This window comes from Psychrobacter pasteurii, assembly GCF_900162815.1.
Classification (GTDB): Bacteria; Pseudomonadota; Gammaproteobacteria; order Pseudomonadales; family Moraxellaceae; genus Psychrobacter; species Psychrobacter pasteurii.
In genome coordinates this window covers 1-25,153 of the sequence record NZ_FUGD01000055.1, presented here as the reverse complement: position 1 = coordinate 25,153, position 25,153 = coordinate 1, and the positions used below count along the sequence as shown (strand labels likewise).

Annotated in this window: 12 protein-coding genes and 1 tRNA gene; 5 read left to right on the top strand and 8 right to left on the bottom strand. The window is 41.4% G+C overall.

Features of this window, described 5'->3' with window-relative positions:
* Window positions 1–36 precede the first annotated feature (36 nt).
* Both A1232T_RS03360 and A1232T_RS03355 read right to left on the bottom strand, forming a co-directional pair.
* On the bottom strand, window positions 37–1,935 hold the full coding sequence (locus A1232T_RS03360) for a hypothetical protein (protein ID WP_077448057.1): 1,899 nt from the start codon (window positions 1,933–1,935) through the stop codon (window positions 37–39).
* A 40-nt stretch (window positions 1,936–1,975) separates the two neighbouring features.
* Entirely contained in the window at window positions 1,976–3,679 is a 1,704-nt protein-coding gene (locus A1232T_RS03355) for a hypothetical protein (RefSeq protein ID WP_077448056.1), read from the bottom strand.
* 293 nt (window positions 3,680–3,972) lie between these two features.
* Here A1232T_RS03355 and A1232T_RS03350 point away from each other — a divergent pair, with 293 nt between their 5' ends.
* Both A1232T_RS03350 and A1232T_RS03345 read left to right on the top strand, forming a co-directional pair.
* Complete coding sequence (locus tag A1232T_RS03350) at window positions 3,973–4,635, top strand: hypothetical protein (RefSeq protein ID WP_077448055.1); 663 nt, start codon at window positions 3,973–3,975, stop codon at window positions 4,633–4,635.
* Window positions 4,636–4,951: 316 nt separating this feature from the next.
* Window positions 4,952–5,521 (top strand): hypoxanthine-guanine phosphoribosyltransferase, encoded by a 570-nt coding sequence (locus A1232T_RS03345; protein ID WP_077448101.1) that lies wholly within the window; start codon window positions 4,952–4,954, stop codon window positions 5,519–5,521.
* A gap of 116 nt (window positions 5,522–5,637) precedes the next feature.
* On the opposite strand, the gene recD is transcribed toward A1232T_RS03345, so the two are convergent.
* The 3 genes from recD to A1232T_RS03330 all read right to left on the bottom strand — a co-directional run bounded on the left by recD (window position 5,638) and on the right by A1232T_RS03330 (window position 17,107).
* The gene (recD, locus tag A1232T_RS03340; protein WP_077448054.1) at window positions 5,638–7,968 is read right to left on the bottom strand and encodes an exodeoxyribonuclease V subunit alpha; all 2,331 of its coding nucleotides are present in this window, start codon (window positions 7,966–7,968) and stop codon (window positions 5,638–5,640) included.
* Window positions 7,969–8,036: 68 nt separating this feature from the next.
* Window positions 8,037–12,470, bottom strand: coding sequence for a UvrD-helicase domain-containing protein (locus A1232T_RS03335; RefSeq protein ID WP_077448053.1), 4,434 nt, complete (start codon window positions 12,468–12,470; stop codon window positions 8,037–8,039).
* Between the two features lie 86 nt (window positions 12,471–12,556).
* Complete coding sequence (locus A1232T_RS03330) at window positions 12,557–17,107, bottom strand: exodeoxyribonuclease V subunit gamma (protein ID WP_077448052.1); 4,551 nt, start codon at window positions 17,105–17,107, stop codon at window positions 12,557–12,559.
* A 345-nt stretch (window positions 17,108–17,452) separates the two neighbouring features.
* On the opposite strand from A1232T_RS03330, the gene A1232T_RS03325 reads away from it, so the two are divergent.
* Window positions 17,453–18,196: a hypothetical protein gene (locus A1232T_RS03325; RefSeq protein ID WP_077448051.1), complete on the top strand. Its 744-nt coding sequence runs from the start codon at window positions 17,453–17,455 to the stop codon at window positions 18,194–18,196.
* A 58-nt stretch (window positions 18,197–18,254) separates the two neighbouring features.
* Here A1232T_RS03325 and truC read toward each other — a convergent pair whose 3' ends face one another.
* On the bottom strand, window positions 18,255–19,049 hold the full coding sequence (gene truC / locus A1232T_RS03320; protein WP_077448050.1) for a tRNA pseudouridine(65) synthase TruC: 795 nt from the start codon (window positions 19,047–19,049) through the stop codon (window positions 18,255–18,257).
* 111 nt (window positions 19,050–19,160) lie between these two features.
* Window positions 19,161–19,439 (bottom strand): peptidylprolyl isomerase PpiC, encoded by a 279-nt coding sequence (gene ppiC, locus A1232T_RS03315; protein ID WP_077448049.1) that lies wholly within the window; start codon window positions 19,437–19,439, stop codon window positions 19,161–19,163.
* Between the two features lie 167 nt (window positions 19,440–19,606).
* Between ppiC and A1232T_RS03310 the strand changes: the two genes are divergently transcribed.
* Window positions 19,607–19,682: transfer RNA gene (locus tag A1232T_RS03310), tRNA-Arg, on the top strand.
* 164 nt (window positions 19,683–19,846) lie between these two features.
* Window positions 19,847–21,316: a tyrosine-type recombinase/integrase gene (locus A1232T_RS03305; protein WP_077448048.1), complete on the top strand. Its 1,470-nt coding sequence runs from the start codon at window positions 19,847–19,849 to the stop codon at window positions 21,314–21,316.
* A 157-nt stretch (window positions 21,317–21,473) separates the two neighbouring features.
* Here A1232T_RS03305 and A1232T_RS03300 read toward each other — a convergent pair whose 3' ends face one another.
* On the bottom strand, window positions 21,474–24,638 hold the full coding sequence (locus A1232T_RS03300) for a site-specific integrase (RefSeq protein WP_077448047.1): 3,165 nt from the start codon (window positions 24,636–24,638) through the stop codon (window positions 21,474–21,476).
* Window positions 24,639–25,153 lie beyond the last annotated feature (515 nt).

The following is a 25,153-nucleotide window of genomic DNA, read 5'->3' as shown; positions in this document are numbered from 1 at the left end:
AACCGGCTTTTTTCTGTCCCTTGTGCGCTATTTGGTTTATTTTAGGGTTTCAAACAAGACTTTCCCTTGCTCACTTCCCTCTCCTTTGTCATAACTTAACTTTAAGTTTTCAAAATAGTTTTTTATATCCACACTATTTGACTTAGAAGGCATTGAGGCTCCTGTGGGCAATACTTCAAAAATAGGAATAGTAGCCGAAGCCTTGGTATATCGAGTCAATACCTCTAAACGCACCCTAGTTAACAGATCATTTGACCCATGAAGCGCACTGGCATTTGAATCTAACTGGTGTTGTCCTAATTGCCAAACGATACGTTGCTGACTATCTAGCCCATAGACATTACGCCACAGCCATTCATGCTCTGCTAATTTAGCATCCTTAACAGCATACTCAATATTTGGCTTGTTGTCATTAGCCGCCTCACCGTGATTACTTTCCACTGTCTTAGTAGTAATAGAGTCCTCTAGCTTTGATGAGGAGCTATCCTGTTTTAACTTTTCTATTGCTTTGAAAATTTGAGTAAATATATACTTGCTACTAAGGGTTTGAGTGCTGTTCTCCCCAGTACTGCTTTGTTCTTCATTGCTGTTTTTCACCTCAAGCAGCTGAGGGTATTTCTGTGTCATCTGATCATATACAGTGGTGAGATACAGTTGTATTTCCTTCTCATATTGCTGCTTAGTCAGCTTACGCTCAATCATCAGCGAAGCATCTTTTAAGTAAGGCTGATGCTTTGTATCTGGTTTGGGGGAATTATTTTGCAGATCAGAGGTAGAAATAAAACGGTATTGATCTGCACTCGTGCTGACATGCATTTTATCTTTGGCCAACAGATGAGCTTTTAGCAAATCTGGAAGGAAGTTTTTTGGTAGACTGCCATCATTGATATTGATTTTTATCCACTTGTTTTTGAATGTTAAACCTAAATTTGGATCTATCGAAGAGGATAAAAGATAGGCAAAGGTATCAGCCCACACGTATACCGCACCTTGTCTAGCATCCATATAAATAAAATGGCTGTTTAGTAGCTGTAGATTGCGACTTTGATAGGCAATAGTCGGCATAATACTCACTTTGCCATTAGAAGCTCGATACACACCAGAGGCAGTAAGATTGGTTGGGTTTAATAAATAAGCATTTAAAAGCTTGGCTTTGCGTGCATCAAGTTTGGTATGAGAGGCATCATAACCTGGTAAGACACTTTCAGCTATATCTTCAAAGACTGTATCAAGAGAAACAGTATCTGGCGATTGAAAGTCATCCGTTAGCTCCTGTTCATTCAAGCTATCTTGCTCCTCAATAGCCTCATCTGGCGATTGAAAGTCATCCGTTAGCTCCTGTTCATTCAAGCTATCTTGCTCCTCAATAGCCTCCTCTTTAATACCTGCTTCAGCCTTAGCCAAATCAATATTTGCTTGCTCAAGTGCTTTTTGTAACCACTGCTCATAAGACTCTTGTGAGTAAGGTGCCTCTAAAGCGGCAACGCACTGCTGATAGGCTTGCTTGATAGACTGCCTTTCTGCGGAGTATTTGGCATTATATATTTCCAGGCCCGATTGCTCTGCCCTCTGCAACAAATCGACGTAAGCTTCATCATGAACATGTTCACAATGATTGATTGGATTGTCACTCATCGCCAACTGTTGCGGCGTAGCATTGGAAAGTCGCTCTCTTCTTTGTTCATTAGAGCCTAATACATTTACTTGATAAGCATAATCACTCCGACTTTTCTTTTTTAGAGCCTCAAATAAAGTGTCTTTGGCCATCTGAGACTGCTGCTCGACGGGTAATTGGCTTATTTTAGAAGCAATTACATTTTGATTGCTACTAGGGGCTACCTGACAGGCACTAAGCGCTAAAGGAATGGCTAAAGACAAGGCAGCTAATTTGTTTTTCTTTTTATAAAAGTAAGGTTTTTTACTTAGGGTTTTCATGAAGATCCTTATGAGTATCAAATGTGAGGTTATGAGTTGGTTATTCAGCGTTTTTTCGCTCATATTTGTATTCATAACCCGCCTCACCTTCCTTGTCGTAGTCATTCACATTGCCATAATCGATAATTCTAATAGAAGGTCGATATTCTTCGTCTTCAATAGGCTCTTGTGGCGCACTACCATACAAAGCATCCTCACTGTCGTACTCACTACGCGCAGCATACGCTTGATTTAACTTATCTTTTCGGTCTTGGGTTTTTTTCATCCAAGCATTGCCATCGACGCTGGCAGGCTTTTGTTGTGTGAAAGGTTGTCCAAAGGATTGCTGATATACCTCACTTAATGGATGATCTTTAAAGCTGCGCTCATCATAGATGGTCTGACTTAATAAGGTCTTCGTTGCTCCCATAAAGTCACCTCCTGCTAAGGTGCTGGACTGAGAGGCTATTAGCTTTCCACGGCCATCAAAATAGTAATAATTACTTTGATTAAAAGACAAAGGGGTAACAGCTTCTATTAGCTGAAACAAAGATCCCATATCACCACTTTGGAATTTTTTATTAGTTTGCTGCCAGTTTTCTAAAGCAAATTTAATTGGGCTTGAATTGGGATATAAATCAGGTCGCAGGTCCACATGCTCTTGAAGAGTGTTAGACATGTGTTTGAGGATAACACCAAGCAGCTTACCGGTTTGCTTGCTATCTAGATTTAGCTTCACTGCGGAATGAGCGCCTACCTCTTTGGCATAATCATCTCTGGAAATATCCAAAGCTGTGAAGTTTGCCGGCTCAAGCTCGCTTAGACTATAACTAATGGCTGAAATAAAAGCGTCGTATATCACTTTTGGCGGCACTTGCTCAACAACCTGCTCCGGCAGTTTAAAAGCCACAGTAGTAGCCTCAAGCTCTTCAGGCAAAGGCGCGTGCTCAGGAAGTATTAAAGCTACCATTGGCAATAAGGCACTCGGATCTAAGGTTAGCTCAGCGCGATTGAAATCCAATGCTAAAGGCAGCTGTATCGAGTAGTAAGTTGTGGGAGAAGCAAAATCATAGCTATAAACCATACTCACTTTTTTATTATTAGGGTCGAATTCGCTAATTTTATTTAATCTCATGTTCTGATTGAAGTAGTAATTGCTGGCTTCAATCTGTGCTGGCGTGCGGTTATACCATTTATACAAAGTGTCCATCAGCTGCTGATAATCTGTGTCCTCCTCGTATTCACCATAGGGATCATAGTCTTCATAGTTATACTCATTAGGGTTATAGTCTTCAGAGCTTTCATCTTCCAGAGCATAAGCTTCTGATTCTAAAAGGTTCTCTGCTTCATAGGCTTCTTGGATGGCTATATCTAGAACCGTCTCATATGCACTTTGATAACCTTCATCAATACTGCCCTTATTTATAAAAGGGGAGTCATGAACTCGGCTTTGACTAACGGCAACATGAGGTGTAGTCAGGTGCTGGGTTATCGCTTTTATAAGTGCTGACTTGGCTACTTCATCATTATTAATCCCTGACTGGGAACTAAACTGATTTTGATAGCTTTGTTGATTACGTTGAATGTTTTTTTGGTAGTCAGCAGAAGAAATTAAAGGACCATTTTTAAGAGCAGGATTTGAAGCAAACTGAGTAGTTGAGGTCGAATGACAGCCAATAAGCGTTAGAACGCTACTTGAAAGAAGTATCAAAGTATATTTATGGGAGGTTTGCGATACTCCATGGAAAGCTGACTTTATTTTCATAATGCGTAACTGATCCTGAGGTTTAAGTTTTAGAAATTCGCTGGCAAGCAGGTGGCTACCTAATCTAATGAACTATAGTGTTGAATAACAATTGTTTAACAAGATATTGAATAAACCTTTCACAGCGTCTATGCTGATGACCAAGCAGTATTCAAACGAATTACGTGACTCTATAACAATTAAGTTATATTAGCACAATAACTAAATACATTTAGTTGCTCAATATCTTACTGAGCAATACTTTCTGGAATATATCTTAAAAAATCGATTAATCACCCCTAAAAGGACTTACGATGACCTACTATTTTGGATTTGAACCTACCGAGAAACTAGCAGACATGATCTTTGAAGCAGAGCACATTATTAGCTCTGGCAAAGATGAACCGTATTATCCTCTGCGTAATGATATTGCCCAACAAATTGGACGTGAGCTAATCGATAATATGCTGGTCAATTTAATCAATGTGATTCCAGATCCAGAACGTCAAGAAAAAATGCGTGGTATCGTGGTGAAAATTGAAGGTGCCACTGAAACCATGTTGAACATCTTGTTAGGTAAAGATAAAAACAAAGAAGTTTTGCCGAACTTTGAATACATGAAAAATGAAACTGTCTTTGAGGACAATGCTGGCAATATGCGAGTAGGCTTTAAATTAAATGAGGCTACTGCCAAAACTATTTTAGAAGGTTTTGATGCAACTACCCCCGATTCAGTAGATAAAGAAAAACTGGTTGAAGCCCTATTTGCCATGAATCATGCAGTTGTAGACCACTTTATCACTCGTTTTTCAGAAACTCTACCTTTGGGGCTAATTAAGCGTAAATCAGTGCCTGTCGCTAAAGCTGGTATCAACAAAGCACTTGAAGTAGCTATTAACAAGCTATTCCCACAGTTGCCTAATCAATCTTTGAATCGTTTAGTGAATTTCTATCGCCCTTTCATTATTGAAAAATAACTCAATTCGTGTTGTTGGTATAAAAGTTGATCAGGGCAATCGCACTATAGAAAATAGCTGCTTTAAATTAGATTATCTAAATTAAAGGGATTAAATAGTTAGAAACTATAACTAAAATATTTTTATATATCTCGTGTTTTTGTTATTTGCGTCCGAAAGTTGGTGATAACATCTGTAAAAGGTCAATAATTAATTAAAATGTAGCTAAAATCGATTTGTAGTGCGATTGCCCTGAAAAGTTGATAACAGGGTTGGCCGAATTTGGCAAATCCTGTTAAAATAGATCCTTTCAACAAAACAAATGCGTGTTACCACTATGAGCCAAATTAGCAATAAAGAAATTGAACAAACCTTACGTAATTCAGAATGTTTAATTAGCAGCATTGAAGTTGCTGCTGCTTATGAGCGTTTAGCTGCCCAGTTAAACCTTCATTATGCCGGTCTGAACCCTATTGTTATGGTGGTTATGAATGGTGGTTTAATTCCAGCAGGTCAATTGCTAACTCACCTTACTTTCTACCATCGCATGCATTACATCCATGCCTCTCGTTATCGCGATAATGAAGGGACTAATGAGCTGTCTTGGAAATTTAAGCCAGATGTAGACATTACCGGCGAGCATGTTCTTTTAGTGGATGATATCTTTGATGAAGGTATTACTTTAAAAGCCATCGTAGAAGAGCTGAAGAAAGAGAATCCAAAATCTGTTGACTGCTGTGTGCTGTTAAACAAGGTACATGATCGCAAAGTGGATGACTTCAAAGTAGATTTCGTAGGTCTTGATGTTGACGATCGTTATGTTTATGGCTGTGGTATGGACTTCCATGGTTATCTGCGTCATCTTCCAGGCATCTATGCAATTAAAGAAGATAAAATCCCAGAGTAAACCATATTAAATAAGTCTCTTAACTAAATAGATTTTATTTAATTAAAAAAGCACCTATATACTAGGTGCTTTTTTGTGTCTAAACCTTTGTATTTACCAAAAACCCATTCCTACTGCTACTGCTGAAACTGTAATGCCAAGCCAGTATAACGCTGCGTTGGCGTCTGAACCGCTTTTTGTAAGGCATGCTTGGTACTGTAAATACTCACCTTCTGCTTGGCACGGGTCACCGCGGTGTAAATTAGCTCTTTGCTAAGCAGTCGACTGTTGCTGCTATCAAAGGTAATGGCAACGTGATCAAACTCGGAGCCCTGCGACTTATGAATGGTCATTGCATAAGCCGTGGCAATTAGCTCATCATTTAACAAATTGACGGCGATACCTTGGGTCTTATTCTCAAAGAATACCTCGAGTCGGCTGCCTTCACCTTTTTGCTGTGTTTGCAAGCAGATACCTATATCTCCGTTAAACAGACCCAACTCATAATTGTTCTGTAAGACCATAACGGGTCTACCATGGAACCAAGGACTTTTACCCAAAGGCAGTTTCAATTCTGTCATATGCCACCGGGTTAGGTAATCATTGAGATTGTGATCACCCCACTCTCCATTATGTCCTGCGGTTAAGATTCGAAATTTATTAAAATCGTCCATAAGCTCCGAAATAGTATGGCTTACTTCAGTTGGCACGGATTTCGCTATTGGAGTTATTAGTAGTGAATGAATTTTATTTAAATATGAGATGTAATTTTGTGTGAGTTTTGAAAGTATTTTTTTATTGCTTAGGCTATTTTTTAGCTGAGTATTAGAAGATACTTCCTTATTTGGCTCGGATTCAGTGTCTCTAGCATTACCGCTTTGAATATTCACGCTTTGGAAATTTAATGCTTCATCGTTGTTTAGTAATTGCCACACTTGATGCATATCTGCAGCGCTTTTATTAATCTCAGTAGCTAACTTGCCGATACCCGAGTTCGCATGGAAACGTCGGCTCTCCGTCAGCTGAGTATGAATGGGTTGTAGTCCCTCGATATGGCACAAGTCAGAGAGCACTGCCCCAGCGTCTACTGCAGCTAGCTGATTGGCATCCCCCAATAAGATTAGGCGGGCGCCTGGCTTAATGGCGCTGACCAGATAGTTAGCAAGCTCTACGCCAAGCATTGACGCTTCATCGACAATAACGATGTCCTCACCTAAAGGATTGCCAGCATGGTAACGCGGTCTACCGTCTCTACCGATGCCTAGCAAACGGTGAATGGTCTTCGCCTCTTGTAGCTGCACCTCTACTTGTGCACTGTCTAAAGCGGCTTGCAGTGACTCTTGCATCCGCTGCGCAGCCTTCCCTGTGGGTGCCGATAATGCAAGTCCAGCGCTGTCTGTACTAAACCGAATGGCTGCGCCCTCCCCTAATGCCTGCTTTGCATCACTGTCTGCTTGGGCCTGCTGTAAAGCAATAACCAATTGCGCCACAGTATAAGTCTTACCGGTACCTGGTCCTCCAGTGATAATACTAAAAGCGTTTTCATTGGCGACTTTAACTGCCTGCACCTGCTGAGCATTTAGATTGTCAGGGATATTAATATCTAACGGCTTAATAGGCTGATTTAGGATGTTTTGTACGGTTTTAGCAAGGTTAAATTCCGCTTGCCAAGTGCGGTGTAGCCAAAAGGTGATCTCGTTTTTTTGACCTATTTGAGTGGTTTGATAGATGATCGGTGTTTTCTTTGAAATTGAGTTGCTTTTGCTTAGGCTATTTTCTATTTCTATGCGTTGGGGTTGTATTGATAATAGTTGGGTAAATAAGGGATGCCTATTAATATGTTGAATGAATTTGCTTAGGTTATTTCCTATATTCTCTTTATCTGAACCATTCCCTTCATTATTATCGAGCTGCATTAACTGATATAACTGCTGGACCAGTTTAAAACGCTCAACCAACTGTGCTTTATTGCTATTAGACAGATTCAACTGTAACCACAGCTGCGTGCCACGAGTGATTAAAATATTCAGTAAATTAAAGATGGGATCACTGCTCTCAAGCCCTAACAGCTCACTTTGATTATTATCTTGGTCTTGTGTCACAGCTGCCAAAACTGTGGGGCTATCAATCAAATCAAACAAAGGCGCGGCCAAACTTTGTAATACATCGCGCTGCCATCCATAAAGCGTTGCAACCTCATCCTCTACCCTACCTTGTAAAGCTAGTTCGCTATCTTCTTGGCTTAAAGTTAAGACGGTATGTCCCTCTTCTAGCTGCTTAGCGAGCACCATAAATAAGGCTTTAAATAGATAGCTATCAGTCTCTACAAACTGTGTGGAAGTAGCCGTATCGTTTGGTTGAACATAAGCGGAATACGTCTGAGCTCGGCGCTGTAAAATATAGTCACTAATGGTGCCCGCCCAGCTCTCTTCAACGCGAGTGTTAGCAGTATTATTATTGGTTTTCATTAAATTATCAGACCTATAAATGTGTTTAAAATTTAAATGGTAATGGCTAAGAGTGAGAGCTGGCCTTGCTACTGAGGCTTACCGAACAGTTCGTCCAATGCTTTGACGAATTCAATGGGAATATCCCAAGTCACCAGTCCATAACGAGTATTACTGCCAGCACGCTGAGTCTCTGCTGAAGGACTATAAGTCCCCCGTAAAAACACATATTCAACAGGACCTAAATACTTAGCCTCATTGCCCTTATAGTCAATAATACGCATGGACAAAAAACGGTGCAGTGCCACTTGGTAAATCGCTGCCTGCAACCAGTATCCTGCTTTATTCATGGCCAACTTTAAGGTAGCCTCATCATAATTTCTTAGGCTATTTCCTAAAAAATTACTCTTATAGTCGACCACATAAAACTTGCCAGCATGCTCATATACCAAGTCAATCTCACCACGTAGATAACGATACAGTTGACTACTACTTTGGGCAGTTAAACGAATGTGTTTATCAACTTGATCAGGCAAATACTTTTCAAATAAGCTGTTAATTTGCTGTGCTTGGAAGGTTTCAGACAAGCCCATATTAAAGCCCATTTCTGCAAAGCGCTGCTTGGGTGAGATATCAACCAACTTTTGACCTGAGGCTAGTAAGGGGGTATGCAGCACCTCATTAATCCACGTCATTAACGCTTGGTGCTGAAGCCCTTGCTCGTCTATATTGTAATTTCTAGTATTAGCGCCTTGTCTCCCCCCCTCTAAAATGCGCTTTTGATGGGCCACACTGGCATATACTAAAGGCAACTGGTAGCCACTGACGGTTCTATCTATGACTATCGGCCACTGCTCAGGGTCGGTGAAATTAATCTTCTCAAATATCTCATGCAAAAACGTACCGGCATTGGCCCCTTTGACAAAGCTAAAACGAATGTCGTCTACCGCTTTAACGGGTATGTTTTGGTCATCTGCTTGAGCACTTACAGCAGTATTAGAATCACCAATGTCAATATAAGTGGCATCATCGATACGCTCATCAACCACAGCCATTGCCTGTGTCGACTCATCTAATTGACGTGCCAGCGCGGTAAAACTGGTCTTTGCCCAGCCATAGAAATAATTGACCCGCATCACATCGGAGAATTTGTCGTATTTGATAGGCTCTGGGTCAGGTTGAGGGATAATAGCCTCACTGCTACCCGTAAGACTACTCTGAGCTTTAACATAGTTGTCGTCATAAAACTGATGCACTTTTTGTCCACGCACCATACCTATTGTGTTCTTAAGCCTATCGGGTAGCTCAAACTTCGCCTCGGCTGAATCGAACCAATAAAACACTGGCTTTAAATCAAACCCAGTTCTGTCTTTGGGATCTCGTAGCACCACATAAAGCAGCTCACTGGCACGGGTAAAAGCCACATAACCCAGGCGACGAAATTCCTCAAAATCTTCTTGAATCTCGATATCGGTGTAATAGCCTGGCGTGGTGGCAGAGTCCTTCACCGGTGAAAAACGGCGCTGATTACCAGATTGGCGTGCCAAAGCATTAGCCGCTTGCTGGGCGTTATACAAATACAAGCCATAATCTTCTTTATTACCTGACTTGCGACTGGCACTGCCCATACCTAACACATAGACGATGGGAAACTCTAAACCTTTAGATTTGTGAATCGTCATCAGCTGTACGCCAGACTCTGTGGGTAGTGGATACTGTTTGGCCCAGTCACTGTTAGGCGCAGCATCTATGTTCTGTCTAAACCATGCCAGCAGCTCATGCTCACCCATGCCAATACCATATTGCGCCAAGATATCCATTACATGGCGCAAATCCATGATATGTCGATCGCCTTCAGGATGTGTGGCTAAGGCCTGCCAAACGCCTTGTGACTGTACTGGGCTTTTATCAAGCAAATAATGCATCGCTGATAAAATACCAAAGTTTTGCCAGCGCTGAGCCCCTTCTTTTAGATAGCTGATAAAGTCTTGATAGCTTTTTTTGTTGGTATTAGTAAGGTTATTGTCAGTGTTATCAGCCGCTTTAACGGGTATTTCATCGCTTTGAGCAATGCCTGACTCATGATCCGTCATCATGGCTTTGACTTCTTTGATACTCAGGCCATACAGATGACTGGTCAGCACCCGATTGATCATGTCATGACGGTAAGGATAAAGCATGGCACTAAGCAGAGCCGCCACGTCTTCGGCCATGATGGTCTCAAAGATACTGACATCACTGGTAGTCAAAGTAGGCACATTTAGTTTAACCAGTTCATTTTCTAGCTGTTTTAAATCTTTTTTAGCACGAGCCAGTACCCCAATGTCGCTTGGCTGAATAGGCTTGCCTTTTAGGGTCTGACCACTATTTAACAAAGCGGCAATATGACGGGCCGTGACTTCATACTCATCGTATTCAAGATCCTTATCATAAGGCAGATGCAGCAAGCTGACAGGTTTAGTAGAGAGTACGTCAGCAACTAAATCTGGGACATTCACTGATGGATCATCTTGTGCAGAGTCTTGGTTGCTCTCTAAGTCATTAAACCAAGACAGTTGTTTCTCTGACTTGGCAGCAGTAATGTGCTGATAGTAAATCTGGCTCCCCAATTCCGCAAACTTATTCTCACCCGTTGTCGGTGTGGGCATACCAAACCAGCAGTTTAACGACTCAATGACTCCCTTATTGGAACGGCGGTTAATATCTAGCGTCCACAGGCTGCTTTTATCAAATTGAGACTTCATGTAGTTGTAGTTGGCTACATCGCCACCACGGAATCCATAAATAGCTTGCTTTGGATCACCCACCAGTAGCAAAAATTCTTGATTGGATTTGTTGCTATTTGACTGCTTATCACTCTCTGCCTGCTTACGCTTGCTCTTTGGCAAATAGATGCTTTCAATCATAATGGCCTGCTCGCCATTGATATCCTGCGACTCATCAATAAGTGCGACCGGATAGTGATGGCGAATGTAACGTGCCAGCTTCTCGCCCTGACGACCGGTTAGTGCCTGATTGAGACGGACCATTTGTAGGCTAAAAGTAGTCTCACCACGCTCTTCTAAAATTACCGGCAATCTTTCGCGCACTGCCAATACAATATGACGGTTTAGATTGGCCAGTAACAATAATATATGCTGATTTAGACCCTCCATCTGGTCCATAATTGCCATTAATTGGCTGATGGTTTCTAGCTCAAAAAAAATGTCATGTTCTTTTTGTCTATTTTTATTGAAACCCTTATAGTTGCCATCATCTTTAGGATAACGCGCATCCTCTATCGAGCCAATTATTTTTTTAGCGTCCTCACTAAGATAGTCTTTAAAGTTTATCCCTTTTTGTGAGATAACTTTATGAACCTCAGTAATAGACTCAAATCGTTTATAAAGATTAGATCCCCCATTAAACCCTTGTGACTTTCTATAATCAGGATTTAAATACGGCTGAATATCGGTCAGGTCTAACTGAGCAAATGCTTCTATTAGCTTCTCAAAGCCAGCAAAATCAAAAGCTTCATTCAGCGATATCTCATCAATAGGCGCAGAAATAAAGTTGAGCGAGCGGTTCACATAGGACTTATGATCGCCAACTGCGGTCAGCTTACCTTGCTGCTCCATTAAAGCATATAGTTTGGGCTGTTCATGATACAAACGGCTTTGAAATTGACGCAGCTCATCATGGATGATACTGTCTGTCACCTGCTCAATATGGCTATCCTCAATTATCGCCATGCCTTGCTGATGACCAGTCTCACTACTGTATTCTGCTAGCCATTTTTGTGCCAAACTATCGAGTGTGCCCACAAACAGTTTATCGAGCGTGGTTAACACCAATGCAGTGCGGCGAATGGCATCTGTCATCGGATAACTATACACATGATCCAACAGATAACCCACCAAGTGTAGATTAATTGGGTCCTGCATGATGTCATCTAGACGGGCAGACTTAGCTTGTTCTATTAACCAATCAGCACGAGCTTTTTTGGCAGTGGCTTTTTGCTCTGCTTCTTGCTGTTTGTCATACGCTAAGTCTTGATTTAACTCATCGGCCCCGTAATTGGCTTCCTCTGAATTTTCCTCTGTTTTATTATCCTTACTGCCCTCAGGAGTGACTTGTAGGATAGCTGGATATAAATGCTCTTTATTGGCCAGATCTGCACTTAGGTTATTGATCCATTGCAGTAATTGATAGAAATCCACCAAGCGATCATGAATACGCTGACGCATTTCCGCCGCTGCCGCCCGAGTAAAAGTGGTAGCAATGATTTGTTCAGGCGCACGCCTCGCTTCAATAAGCAAGCGCAGGACAATACCAGTTAACGTCCAAGTTTTACCCGTACCTGCTGAAGCCTCAATAAGATGGCGACCACTTAAAGCAACATCGACTGCAGGTATCACCTCTTTATTATCCGCCTGTTGCGCTTGAGTAGGTGCACCTGTTTTAACAGCAGGAGGTGCCTCCTTATCTTCTTGTGAGCTTGGATAAGACGGGTCTAATTTATGGGTATCGGTCATGTCTGTCATAAGGGGTATACTTTTAATTATTATCTTAAAACCAAAGGGGCTTATTAAATTATCAAGAGCTTAGCTTTAACAAAATCAGCTTAAATTTAGCCTTCCAATCCATCAAGCGCGGCAAACATAGGCTCATATAAAGGCTGAGCCAAGGCGGTTAAAGAGGCTGTTAATGCCTTAAACGCATCTTGATCGCGCAGAATGTATTGCCAAATGGCATGCTGCGAGCAAGTATCATATATCGCATCTGACGTGTAATTTGGGAACAGCCACTCTGTGAAGTCGCCTCGTTTTGGCCAATAATTAGCACCCTCTTCTTCTTGAGCTTTTAAGCATTTGTCCAAATAACCAAGGGCATACTCTGGCAATAAAGTCAGAGGCACCTGACCTGATAGCTTGGCGAAAACCGCCCATTTAACCAGTTCAATCACAGCATCCTCGTAAACAACGGGGCTCAGCTTATAAGCAGTGGCTTTTTCAAGCTTTTTAACCTTAGACCCTGCCTTATTAAAACGCCAAATGCTCATGCCGTCATTTAACGCCACCTGTTCAGCTGTGGTGCGTCGGGCCACCTGCCAATATAGATGCGATAACCAAAACTTAAGCAAATGTCTAGGTCTGGCAGAATTGGGCAAAATATTAAACCAATGCTTAGGCGACTGTTTGGCGTACGATACGCCTGCTTTTAGGCGCGCACCAGTCTCATTAACCTGTATCGGCACTACACCTTTAATCTTAATTGTCTTCGGCAAAAAGGATAACAGTGTGCTATCTCCTTTTTGATTAAACACACTTGCCAGCTCAACCTGTACGGGATGCTCAATTATGGGTGTAATGATTGGAAAGTCTGTGTCCGATTCTTGAAAATCGATGCCATTGATAATCAATTGTTCTTTAAACGCCTTACACTGTTGTTGTAGCTTCTCATGTTGATTGGGTAAGGTAGTATGGCGGGCCACCCCAGCAGGCATAATCTTTTGATACATTAAGACTGGCGTGGCTTGAGATTCTGTCTCTGCCTGACTCTCCGAATTATCCAAACTATCTAAGCTATCTGACTGATTAGCGACTGAAGCATTGGCCATCTCATGAATTAAATAATCTTTAATCTGATAGGTACTCAGGCTATCCAAAAATAGGGGTTCTTGGTTCGCCATTGCTTCCTCACCCTGCACGATATGCACCTCTTGCGTGCGCAAAAAGGCTTTGGCCGGGTGACGTACTTGATAAGCCAGCACCCCTTCGACATCAATCTCGCCAATATCAAACAACGCTTGAGCCAAGGCTTTATTTTGCTCATTAGGCTCTAGCTTAGTGTCAATCGCTAACAAATCATTTAGAGCGGCCAAATTTTGAGAGTCGATATCGCCTAATTGACCTAACTCATCACCCAATAGCTGAGCGATTGCCTCATAATGCGTTTGGTTGGGCAAACTGACCAACTGCGGATGGTCGTTAGAGTTTCTAGATTTTAGCGTGTTAAACACTGCTTGCCATAAAGGGGCTGGCGGGAACTGACGCTGCTGGGCCAGTTTGGTTTTTTGCATTGCCTGATCCAGCATACCCTCTAAAGCATCAAAATCAGACGGCTCGTTATTGGAGTTATTTAAATCATTTGAGTCAGTCAATACTAGTTGCGGGCTTGAGCCTTGATTTTTATTGCTTAGGCTATTTTCTGATAAAGAGGCTTTGTCTGTTAAGCTCGGCTCAGACTGCCCAGCCTCCACCGCTTGCTCAAATAAACTCTTGTCAAAAGGCAGTGCTGGATGCTCGGTAACCAACCACTGTTTGACCAGCTTAGGCAGATGACGTTTTAGACTTTCGGTGGTTGGGTCTACCACTTCTGGCAGACTGTCGAGTGAATTAACCTGCCACTGCACTTCTCCTTGCAAGAATTGCAACAATTCGCTGACAGGGTTGGCTGGCAAATGCTCATGGGTATCAGTGAGACTCTGACCGTTATAAAATATCCAGCAAGCACTGCGTGCGCACAATAAGGCATCCAAGAACGCCCCATTGTCATCATCTTCACTCACTCGGTCACCGCGGCGTGAAATCGTCGCTTTCATCAAATCATAACGGTTGTCACGGTCACGCGCTGGGAACTCAGAGAGGTTCATATTGAGCATGACCACCAGATCAAACGGTACGTTTCTTAATGCCCCGAAGCGACCAAAGGTAATCACTCCCGTTGGCTCAGCACTCACCTGCTGGCTTTCAAGTTCTGCCTCAATACTATCAAGCATAAAGCTTAGCTTTAGCGGTAATTGCTCAACTCTCGCCAGCCTTTGCTCAACTTCTCGGTTATCGGTATTATCGCTACTGGCGTATTGTCGATAATGACGGTTGGCGCGCAGGCTTGACTTAAAGCCGTTCATGGCGTTATAAATGGCACGCATACTACGGGTTTGATCTACATCACCAAAATAACGGTGAATCACTTGGCGCTCAATCTGATCTAGCCAATCCTCGGCTTTCAGTTTTTGTTTGTGATCATTACGGCGGGCAAGCAGGCCGCTATAAATACGGCACAGCGCCTCAATAATAGGCGCATCGTTAAGACTCACCTCAGGCAATGGCAAACTCATCTCAGCAATCGCTGTACTTGGCCACTGCTGCGCTTCAAGCGGATACAAGCAGTCACTCATTTGCGCTTCGGGCATAATCAAACCCAAGGTTAATCTGTCTAAGGCTTGGGCAAAGCTAAAGCGGTAATCAAAGTCATTGCCATCTAAGGTCTGCTTCAAGTGCCACTCGTCAAAACCGCGTATAAACCCCGCCTCAACCAATAAATCACAGCCACGGCTCATCTGATCATGGGTCAAGCCAAAGCTTTCGTACAGTGGCGGCAACATTAACCAATCCAATACTTCAGCAGCTTCAAAGCGGGCGCTGTCACTACCCAGTAGCTTATAAAATCCAATAATCGCCTCCCACAATTGACGAATAGAGGCATCAACCACACCAGTTACCTTCGCTGGTAGAGTCAGACCATCTTGACCTTTACCACTGACAAAAATTGAGCTAATGAGCGCATGATGACGCTCTACATCAGGCAGTAGCACCACGATGTCTGAAATATGGCGCTTTTTTGCACCAGGGGGTAGTGGCTCATTCAACCAGCGCCCAATCATAATACGCAGCACTTCAAGTTGACGCTGTAGACTGTGGCACGAATGAATGCTTAGGCTATTATCTTGAGATGACATCGACCACACACGCTCTTTTTCAAAGCGTTTATTCTCAAGCACCTCATCTTCGTACCAAGCAGCCGTGCTTTGATTATCATCATTATCATGAGTGCTCGTTTCTGTATCAGTGGCATCATCACTGCTTGACTCAATTTGCTCACTAATGGCTTGTGACACTTTAACCGCAGTCGCTTGCTGCGTTGAGCGCTCATCAAGCATCAACACATCATTTTGCAAACGTCTTAATAAACTGGGGCTGTTTTGGGTTTGAGAAGCCGACTCTTGCTCAAAGTCATCATTTTGTTCATCACCTACAAAACTAAAATCATCAATAAAGCCCTCAGATAAATCATCATCAAAATTATCCTGCCAGTCCACAACCGCATCTTGATACAGCTCATTACCGGACAAATTAGCAAGCATGGCAAAGGTATCACGGGACTGCTTGCCCAGACGCGATAATAAACTGTGCCCATAGTCGCGTAAAAACACGATTTCAGGGTTAATAATCTGCTGACGCTGTAGCCATGACTTATCTACGATGTCCGCCCAGAACAGTTTAGAAGGGTTGTAGTGCAGTAGCGTGATATCCATGTAAAGAGATAGACGCTGCAAGAAATCAAGCTCAGTCTGTGGCAGCTGCTGAATGGTAAAAATACGCAGCACTTTGGGTAATTGCTCGCGCTCGCCAGCCTTATTATCCTCTAAAGCTTTCCAAAAGGTCTTCTCTAACTCGGCGCGATACTGATGCACATCAGCGAATAGGTGTGACCACAGATAACGCTGAGCTACTTCAAGCTCTATATAATGATCAACCAACCACTCAGGGGTGCCACGTGCATATTTATCAAAGCGCAAAGATAAGGCGTCTTTTTCTGCAATTAATGCATCCACATTAAGTGGCTTATTATCTGACCACAGACTTAACCAATCCTCACGGTGGGTCAAATAACGGTTAAACACCCGTGCCAAATCACTAGCTAGCTGCCAAATCCTCGCATCTTGCTGTGCCTTATCCGGCTCAACACCCTCTTGTGGCTCATCCATTAATGATGACAGCAGCGGATACACCGGATGCTTATCATCTTCAATAATAGCTTGTTGGTAATAGGTCAAATAACCAAAAAGACGCCACTGCATCACAGTCGGTGACAGCACCGCTACCTCAGGTACATTTAGCACAGTCTCATTAGGATTATTTTGTAGTAGATAAGAATTATGGCGACTTAAGACATCTTGCATCAGCGTCCACTGATATTGACCCCAAAACTTAGTCATCACAAGCGTACTGATACCGGCACGACTGGCAATGGTTTTATCAAGCCAATCACCCAATACCATTGACGGCACGATAACCACAAAGGGATCAAAAATAGACTGCTGAACAGATTGATATTCAACCAGCAATTCATCAACTAAGTTTTCGGTACGATGCGATTGGATAATTTTGAACATAGAGGTGCAATCTTTTGTTAAAGGCAATTCAAATAAATACGGTCATTGCAAAGACACAACGGTTAGATAAGCATAACCGATTATGGCAAAAAGAAAACCATTAAACACCACTATACGTCAACTACTGTCGCAATGAGTGGATGCCCTTACTGTTGTGAACTGAATTCTTAATCTAGGGTCTTAATCTGTGCAATGCCAAAAGTCTAATAGATTGGCAAGAAAGGCTACTCATTGAGCAGATACTAACCTGTTACCGTTTCATATCACGGTATAAGGTACAATACATTACCTCACTGAGGATAGGCCTTAAGACCGACATCCAAACCTACCGAGCCTCATTTATTTATGAAATTAACCCAAACGCCTGTCTTATTTTATTTTTTGCTGGGGCTTAGTCTTGCCTTACTGGGATTATCTACCCTGCTTATGTTTATGCGCTCGCATAATCAAAGCATCTCTCATCCACTGCCCGTTAGTTATGATGAAGATTTGGGGTTAAGTAAAAATGAAGAAAGCCCTAAGCCACAGCAAGCGCTACATATTGTGGCAAACCACGAACTAAAACAACCTTTGAGCGATATTTTAAGCAAGTTCAAACACCACAACCCGCACATCACAACGACGGTTAACTATGTTGATAACTCGCAAATACGCAGCTATCTTTCCGAAAATCCAGAGACCCATCTAGTGTTAACGGATGCACCAACCATGAAGCGTATTGAAGACTCTTTTAAGTCAAACAGCTCTAACTCAGCTAAACCTGATAGCACAGATAGCAGCTTGTCTGAAAAAAACATCACGCCCCCTTTTGACTTTGCGATGAGCAAATCAAATTTTAGCAATGAGGGTTCACAAGTAAAGTTTCAGGGTTATATTTTAGAGTCTATTAAAGACACTGCCGCACAAGACAATAACGGCAGTTCAGCAGCTATGATTTTCAGACACTTCTTACTCTCTAGCAGCGTTCAAAAAGTGTTGAAATCATCAGAATTAGAGAGCATTGAAACCTATCAAAACAGCGTAGATGATCTGTTTAATACCGATGCTAACTCTGACGTTGATGTGTCGGTTGAAGAGATGCTTGAGTAACTAAAATTTCAAACTATATTATCTCCTCAAGTACAGACTAAGCCTAACACTGGCTAAGCTAAGCCTTAGCACTATCTACCCAAGAAAATTCTTGCAAGATGCGGGTCCATTGATCATCAAATCCGGCCGTCAACACTAATGGCTCACCCGTGACGGGATGATCAAGTGTTAACATCTGAGCATGTAGCAGCATGCGCGTACAATCATATTGAGCACGAAAAAACTTATTGTGGCGACCATCACCGTAGCTGGTATCCCCTACTATCGGGTGAAACAGATGTCTCATGTGACGGCGTAGCTGATGTTTTCGCCCAGTCTCAGGTATTAAGCTCATTAGGCTATAACGGCTGGTATCATGCTTTTTTGATACGGCAAATGGTAATTCTATTTGAGCTAAGCTCTGCCAGTGGGTCACTGCTTCCTGAGCAGGTTTGTCTAAATCAGCAAATTTATCAGCAATGGCATCAGGTTTAAAGCTTAACGCATAATCAACGGTGCCTTTCTCTGGCATAAAGCCACGCACTACCGCCAAATACTGCTTAGCAACCTTATGCTCAGTAAAGGCTTCGGTAAGGCTACGTGCGACAGCAGAGCTCTTAGAAAATAACAATACGCCCGAGGTTGGCCTGTCTAATCTGTGTACCGGAAAGACATGGCAACCGACAGCATCACGGGTTAATTGCATAGCAAAGCGAGTCTCGCCTTTATCAAGCCAACTGCGATGCACCAACAGGCCCGCTTCTTTATTAATGGCTACCAGATGCTCATCTTCATAGATAATCTCTATTGGATTGTCGGTTTGGTTATCTGTTTGACTATCTAGTTGACTGTCAGTGCCGCTTTCAATATCCATCTTTATCCGTCTATTCTAGATCTTAATTTTAGATAGGTTTGCTTTGTGCCCTATCGATATCTCTACTGCTTTGATACATAGCCTTTCCCATCAAGGCTTTGACTCTAGAATTTAGTTTCTATAAAGCACTTTGACCACATGCCAGCCAAACTTTGTTTTCACTAAATGCGGGGTTAACAGCTCGCCATTGAAGCAGACTTTGTCAAATGCCGGTACCATTTGGCCTTTTCTAAATTCACCTAAGTCACCGCCCTTTTTACCAGATGGACAGGTTGAATGCTTCTTAGCCAGCACATCAAAATGAGCGCCTTTTTTCAGCTTGGCAATAATATCTTCAGCCAGTTCTTTATCTTTCACTAAAATATGTAATGCGCTAGCGGTACGTGCCATGATGTAAACCTTTCATATATGTTGATTGTCGCGGCATTATAGCACTAGTGAATGTGGTTGCTAGTCCCACTGATACGCTCTTCATATTTTCACAGATCAACGTGTAGAAAAGTGAGCAAAACGCCTTATTAATTATGATAAAATATTTTTCCTTTCTATGCTTCTATGCGCTTATAGCTCAACAGGACAGAGCAGTCGCCTCCTAAGCGATCGATCGGGGTTCGAGTCCCTGTGAGCGCACCAATCTTTATATTTCCTCATTACCATTTATTACCTAACCCCCTCCAAAGCCCCTATTATAAAAGCATTTAATCTTTTGCCATAACTTGTAATTACCTAGTAACACCTATAGAATGTTGTACATAATGTTGTACACAATAATTAGCTATGTTTAAATAGGTGTGGTTATGAACAAGCGACAAAATTACCTTCTATCAGACAATGGCGTTAAATCAATTGCCAAACAGTCACTACCTGCCAAGCGTATGAGACATTCAGACGGTGACAGCCTATACCTAATTCACGATCCCAAAGGATCACTGTACTGGGTTATGGCATATCGCTATCAATCTGATAAAGATATAAAACCTAAACAAAAGACATTACACATTGGCTCATATAAAACCGCCAATCAGACTATTGATGGTAAATTCACACCTGAAATATCTCTGAAGCAAGCTAGAATTGAACGCGATAAAGCTAAAGAGTTATTAGCTGAAGGTATCGATCCAAAAGAGCATAGAGAAAAAGAAAAAAACCGCTTTGAACAAAAAGATCTATTTAAAGTGATAGCAGATGCTTATATCTCAGAGAGACAAGATACCACCCCAAAAAATGTGCAAAAGCTCAAAGGATATTTGAATAATCATATTCTCAAACATATCGGCGATTATCCAATCAGTGCTATTACCGCACAAGACATAATTCAAACAGGCCTAGCCATTCAAAGTTACTTTGAGACACAAGGCAAACGAACCTCAGAAACCGCCCACAAGTGCATGAGCTTAATAAGCGCTATATTAGAATATGCAATTAATACGCAAGGCTACAATATAAATAATGTCGCACTAGGCAGAAGCAAAGCTTTAAGACCTCATAGAGCTGAACGTATGAAGGCAGTAGAGCAGCATCAATTTGCTGACTTACTAAAAAACATAGACAGTTACTGTAATGATAGTTCGTATGCACACCCACAAACGACAGCTGGACTACAACTCATGGCTTTGTGCTTTGTGAGAACAAAAGAGCTTAGATACTTTGAATGGTCAGAGATTGACTATCATAAAAATATATGGCGCATCCCTGCTCATAAGATGAAAATGAGGCAAGATCATATTATTCCATTATCACCACAGGCCATGGAGATAATAGAGCGTATGAGACCAATTACAGGTGATACAGACTATGTCTTTTATAACTTTATGAGTAACAAGCCTTATAGTGAAGCATGGTTTAATCAGGCACTTAGACGCATGGGCTACACTGGTGACCCCTACCCTAAGATGACAGGCCATGGGTTCAGACAACTTGCCAGCACTGGACTTTATGAACTTGAGTTCTCATCTGATGTTATTGAAATACAGCTTGCGCACTTAGAGCAAAGTAGCGTTAAAAGAAGATATGACACCTCTGAGCATCTAGCAGAGCGCCAAGTAATGATGAATGAATGGGCTAATCATCTTGATGACTTACGTGCAGGTAAGGCGGTTAAGTTTGACTTGTTGTCACCTGATGAGCTTGAACAGGTCATGCAGGCTAGACGTCGCAAGACAACTGATATTCTAATTCATGATAAAAACATTCTTATTAAGAGTTTACAGGCGCAAGGTATATCAGATGATTTAATTAAACAACTGACAAAGCAACTACTTAAGTAACCGAACTGCAAGACAGCATTAATTACCAAAAAGGCTACCACTCACACCTTTAGTCAATCGCTGCCTTACATCTACTCGCAAGATGCCCATACTTTATTAATGAGAAACAATTTCTAAAGGAAACTTCATCTCAAGCGTACTCTTACTCTACCTATACTTAATTTTTAATTAGAACCTGTAATAAATATCCTAAATATTTAAGCACCCCTGAAGAAGCAAGATACTCATCACTAACAGCTAAGTTTTTATCAGATCGTTTAGTCTTTTTCTGCACTACTCTAATCTCATAACCATGATAGTTTAAACGACTTCCAATTCGTATCTGACTATCCAAGCTTAAACTTTGCTTTAAGTCGGTGACTGCTTTCTCACTCGATGCTCTAATCTGCCAGTGTGACGCATTAATAATTTGACAACCCACATCTAAAAAATGCTTTAATATTTCTGCTTGTTTAGGCTTGATTCCAAAATGCAGGGACGACGAGTTAAAACTTTGCTTATTTGAAAATATCTCTACGAAAATTCTGAGAGCCTCAGGATTTTTTATAGATAGTCGATAAGCCCTATCTAAGGCTCTAACTAGTAATTCCTGATTTTTACTACCTTTTGGTGCCCCGAGCAATAATTTCTTATCATCGGTAAAGATATGGTTAGCATTCAAGTAAAGCTCTTTAGCTTCGCTTAGGCTAATTCCATACCTTATCGCTACTTCAGGAAGCGCCTTATTCCGATTGTCTAAACTAACCTTCTCTAATTCCTCTAAAAACGCGATCACATCATAATATTTCGAGTGAATAAAAATAGAGTTACTTTTTTCATCTAAGTGAGAGTGAGTTTGATTTTCACTAGTTGTGGCCGGTAGAGCTTTGTCGTTCAGATCTTCACAGTTAAACAAAGATTGGTTGCTAACACTAATCTTCTTCACTAAGTAGGACCTTAGCTTCCATAGCTGCACCTGCTTAGTTGCGGGATCATAAGAAGTAGCACCTCTTCTATACACTGAGGTATAGTTAAGTCCCGTTACCGCTTGCAAGACTGTAAGCGGCAATCTCAATTTTGACTCACTTAGTTGAACACCTGCCAGCAGATGAGCGGTATGAATATAATGCTCGAATGTGGTATCACAGGTTAAGTGCCCTACAAAACTTGCTAGCCCAAACCAGGCCCCCTGCTCTTGATGATATCCAATAATACTTTTACTAATTGCATTGCACTGCTCTAACTCATAATCAGTCATTACAGATACTAGCGGAGACTTGCGTAATGCTAAAGCTAAATGGCTTATTGCCGTATGCCTAAAGCTATGAAAAGTAAAATCGTGCTTCCCAAGTAATCTATCCCAGATTACTTTCATCATATTACTAAAAAATGTGCTTGGGAGCGGCTGCCTACCTGATCCTTGTGAAAATAAATATGTTCGTTTTAATCTTTCTTGGTAATGATAATGCTCAATAAACAGCTTCATCTCATCCTGCTTCAAAAGACATCCTAGTGGTATCACACGGCTAGCACTGCTACTCTTTAATCGTCGATAATGGTTAGGTCTTAGCCATATTTTAGGATCTTCTACTATTAAATCATCATTACTAACATATATATCAGCGATATCCGACACTTTAATGCCAATGAGCTCATTTATGCGCATTCCTGACCGATAGGCTAAGCTCAAAACAACCAAGCACAGTCTTTTCTGTTCATCCTCTAGCGTTGAGTTATTGATATAAGCTTTCATCGCACGATAAATTCGAGGAGATATTATGTTGGCCTTTATAACTTGGCGGTTACTACCCCAAGGAAAATACACATAAGGTGCGTCGTAATAATCACGCTGATAATCATGGAAAGTTCGCAAACGGCCATAGGTAAATTTCTGTGTATCTTTTAGCTTATTCAAATATGAAAACTCAATCTGACCTGCCAGCTCACCGATGAGATTAGATTCTTTTTTCATGACAGGTTTTTTTCGGCCATCTTTAACTTTGCTTTGAATGATTTGCTCGTAGATAGTCTCATACTCTTTGCTACCCCACGCATCTATATCCTCATCCATTGTTAGCATTAGCCAATCACGTCCTATACAGCCTACGTATTTAGCTATACTCTCTTGGTTTATGCTTTTATCATTTAATAAATGACGCACCCACCCCAAAATACGTTGTGCATTTGGCTGAGGAAAGTCATCTAGCAGTTGCTCAATACAGTTGGTGGAGCCTGCTCTAGTACCTTTAAGTGCTTCCTGCATCTCTCTAATCAAATTTTTACTAAATGCAGGATAGCTACTTCTCTTTTTATTATTAGTAGTGATTTGTGAGGTGACTGCTTCAAATAATTCATGCCACTGTAATGACTTAGGACTTTGATTAATTGACTCTCGGTTGTAATTAATCAGCTTATCTTTAGGCAGACCTGTTGTTTTAACTGTGCCTTGCTTGATAGTAGATAAGGCATTATCAAGATTAGATCCTTCTAACTGCCTCCAGTTATAGTTTGCATATTTAATTAGCTGGGAATACTGTGGTTTTGCCTTGTCTTTATTCTTGAGGTTCAGCTTCTTACTAATGTCATTAATCAATGTATCAAAAGACTTTATACTCTCACGCTTAACATTCTTATCTCTTAGCGCGTATAAAAAGCACAATGTCATATCATCAGGAATATACTCAACGTAACGATTTAATTCGCTATCAAACGTACTAATTAACTCATTGCTATCCGTTTCATGACAGCCATAACTATCATCTTTCACAGTTAATACAATTAACGCTAAACTTTGAGTAGCTTCTGCACCGTCGCCATTCGGCAAATCCAATCTATAAACATCTCGACTGCCTAGCATCCAGTTATAGAAAGACTTCAATACTGCTATATCATTGATACCGCCATAGACGATACTACAGAATACCGCTGATTCAATTAGATCACTGGTACTAAATCTTCTTTTCCTTTGCCATATCCCAATCATATCTTGGACAGCTAGGCTCACTTGAGAACCCTGTACAAACCATTCATACCCAATGTTTAACGTATCACGCTCTGCTAAAATGGGAACTACTGGCTCATCTAAATGAGTATTATGCTTTTTGTTGTATATACGGATAGCTTCTAAAAAGCCTTGACGAGCCAGCTGAAAGCTAAGCGGTGTATCAAAGGCATTCTCCAAAAGAATGTTTATATCCTGATAATAATCAGACAGCTTAGTCGTTTGATCGAGTGGATTAACACTCATATAAGACTGCACCAGGCTTTTTGCCTCATCTTTAATATCTTGGTGAGAGCTATTACGATTTTGTGTTCTTAATTTATGCGCAACTAAATTAGTCATGTATCCTTACCTCAACTTGTTTTAAATTAAGCTCACATGCCACCTCACCAAGGCAGTCACTTAAGCTCTTAATCTCATTAATTGATAGTGATGACATTGGATGCATTGCCTCCTGGTCAGGTTGTTCATGACCATATAAAGCGCATATTAAATGCTCAGGTGCTCTATTAGTCAGCAAAGTACGCAGTTGATGTCGAAGCCAGTTATCTTGATGACTAAAAAAGCCTTTTAACTGATAACGTACTTTACTGGGTTTAATACCGGAAAAGCCTTTGGGGTTTTTACTAAAAAGCTGAATTAAAGGCTGGCGAGAGTTAAGAATATCTTCTATTGGAAATTGTACAGAGGGGTAAATAACGTTGTGTAGTGCTGCAAACTGCTTTATATACTCTATCTCTGTACACGACAAAAACAAAAAAGCTGACTAAGGACAAGGCATAATAGTAATTTTTCTTACGAACCACACTATGCCAAACCTTAATCAGCTCATAAATATATTATCGCAAAACCTAACC